Here is a 2,429-nt window from a genome sequence, read left to right as displayed (position 1 = left end):
CTTCAGCAGCACGCCGCAGGCGTGCGACAGCGGCGGCCAGACATCAAGGCGCAGCCGCCGATGACCACAACCCCGGCCGAGCCGAGCATGGAAAAAGGGACCCCGTTGAGGGGTCCCTTGATGATGTTGCCCTGATGGGTCAGGCCATCTGGCTTCGGAGTCCTGGGTAGTGGTGTGCCAGGTATTCGGCGGTGGCTTGGCGGATCAGTGCCGATAGGTTGGTGCCTTCTGTTTTGACGGCGGCTTCGGCCCATTGGTCCAGGGCCGGGGTGGTGCGTACCTGCCAGGTTTTGCTGGTGGGTTGTTTGAGTTCGTCGCGGGGGCGGCCGGCGAAGATGGAGAGCAGGTCGTCGTCGGTCAGGGGGCCGGCGTCGTAGCCCCGGTATACCCGGGTGCCTTCGATGGGTGTGAATTGGCCGGCGTCGGCCATGCGGTCGAGTGCTTCGGCGTGTGCTGCCCTGTCGGCGGGTGTCTGTGTGTTGGTCATGGTCTGGCTCCTTGTTGGTTGTGTCTATTGGTATCTGAGATGTTGCCACCGGCTGGTCAGCGGCATGGCGTGGAAGGCGTGGAGCTGGCCGTCCTGCCATTTGCTGACGATGACTTCGAGCAGGTTGTCGGGTAGGGCCCCGGGGTGTGGCTGGCCGACGAAGACCACCGTCATCTCGTCGCCGTAGCCCTCGATTTGTTCGTGGCCTATGGAGTGGAGGACCGCGTGCCTGATTTCGTCGTCGGCGCAGCCGTGCTTGCGGGCTGATTGCTCTATCTCGATCTCCATGACCATGAGTGTAGTACAAATTGCACATACAAACCAGTCGTGCGTTCCTCGCGTTGCGGTCTGGCTGTCCGAACGCGGGGCGTTCGACGATGCCGATTCCACCCCGTGGGGTGGCGCGAGGCATCGCTGCGCCGCCGCCGGCTGCGGGGTTCATTCACTCTTTGGTGTCCTCCTCCTGGTCGCCGTCGTCTGTTTCATCTTCGTTCCCTTCGTTGTCTTCCTCTTCAGGTCGGGGCACCAGGTCGCCGTCGAGACCGGATTGCTCTTCGTCGCTGATGGCGTAGCCTGCGGTTTGGAGGGCACGGTAGAGGGGTTTGAGCAGGCCGTCTATGTCGTCTTGGCTGCGCCAGGTCTCGTGGTTGATCTGTGTCTCCATGATGGCGTGGCACAGGGCGAAGGCCGTCTGGGTGCGGCGACTCTCGTCAAGGTCGGCCTTTTGCGTCAGCTCGGCTTCCTGGTCCTGGACGATGGCGCGCCATGTGTCCCGCACCTGGTCCCGGCTGACCCACCAGGTGCGTTGGCTCGCTTGGGCGATGACCAGCATGGACAGGGCCTGGGACTGGTTTTTGGCGGGGCGTTTGAGGGACATGAGCCGTTGCGTGTAGGCCAGCCGCAGGTCGTGGCTTGCCGTGTCCAGTTGCTTGGCCGGTGCGATTTCGGCTTCTTGTTCGGCTTGCCACCTGGCCAGGTCATCCTCTCTTTGCCGGCGTTCGTCCTCCTGGTCCTGTTGGGTGTATGGCTCCAGCAGGGTGATTTTGACGCGCCACTGTCCGCCACGGTCGAGCAGTCCGGCGGCCGTGGGTTTGTCGCCTTCCCATTCCTCCAGCCATGTGTCGAGGGCCTGCTTGGGGTCGGGGTCGGTATCCGGGGAGAATCGGGCGATGGTGCGCCAACCTTCCGGGTCAGACCAGGATTGTGATGGTGTCAGCGGCACGATGGGCAGCCCGGCCTGCTTGATGGCTTCCTGGGCCTGTTCGATCCACTTGTCCAGCGACCGTTTGGCCTGGACCTGGTGCAGTGTCATGTTCCAGTTGTTGGTGCCTGCGGCTTTGATGAGCTGGTCTTGCAGGCCTTCGTCGTCGCGGAAGTCGGCTATCGTCTCCAATTCCTCGAAGCTCAGCTGGGATGGCAGCGCGAGTATTTTCTCGTCGTCGATGGACGATATTTTGAGCCGTCGCTGCACGGTGCTGCGGCTGCGGCCAGTGGCTTTGGCCATCTGGTCCACGTCTTCGCCAAGGTCCAGGAGGTGGGCGTATCCGCGTGCCTCGTCCAGGGCGGTGAGCTGGTCACGGTGTATGTTCTCTACCAGCATCACCTCCGCCTGGGTCTGCTCGTCCATGTCGGTGATGATACAGGGCACGGTTGCAAGGCCGGCCTGCTCGGCGGCCGCCAGCCGCCGGTGTCCGATGACCAGGGTGTGCCGCCCCTCCTGGTTCGCCGGTGTGACGACCAGGGCCTGCTGTATGCCTTGGGACGCGATGCTCATGGCCAGCTCCGACACGTCTCCTATCTCGCTTCGGGGGTTGGCGTCGTTGGGCCTGATGGCGTCGATGGGCAGCATGGTCACTGTGGTTGTGGTGTTCATGGGTGTTCCTTTCCTTGGTGCCGGGACTGTTTGTGCCGACGCCTGGAATGGCGGCCCGGGTATAGCGGA

At 63.4% G+C, this 2,429-nt stretch carries 3 protein-coding genes; all 3 read right to left on the bottom strand.

All coding sequences use genetic code 11. The features are described from left to right. Positions 1 to 139 precede the first annotated feature (139 nt). The 3 genes from H3T89_RS08805 to H3T89_RS08795 all read right to left on the bottom strand — a co-directional run bounded on the left by H3T89_RS08805 (position 140) and on the right by H3T89_RS08795 (position 2,360). Entirely contained in the window at positions 140 to 487 is a 348-nt protein-coding gene (locus tag H3T89_RS08805; RefSeq protein WP_015022035.1) for a hypothetical protein, read from the bottom strand. A gap of 24 nt (positions 488 to 511) precedes the next feature. Continuing rightward, the gene (locus tag H3T89_RS08800) at positions 512 to 775 is read right to left on the bottom strand and encodes a hypothetical protein (RefSeq protein WP_141650026.1); all 264 of its coding nucleotides are present in this window, start codon (positions 773 to 775) and stop codon (positions 512 to 514) included. A gap of 154 nt (positions 776 to 929) precedes the next feature. Then, a complete protein-coding gene (locus H3T89_RS08795) occupies positions 930 to 2,360 on the bottom strand; it encodes a ParB/RepB/Spo0J family partition protein (RefSeq protein WP_198216881.1) in 1,431 nt (476 codons plus the stop codon). Positions 2,361 to 2,429 lie beyond the last annotated feature (69 nt).

The organism is Bifidobacterium sp. W8114, assembly GCF_016101165.1.
In the GTDB taxonomy this organism is placed as follows: Bacteria; Actinomycetota; Actinomycetes; order Actinomycetales; family Bifidobacteriaceae; genus Bombiscardovia; species Bombiscardovia asteroides.
This window is presented reverse-complemented; position numbering and strand designations above follow the sequence as displayed.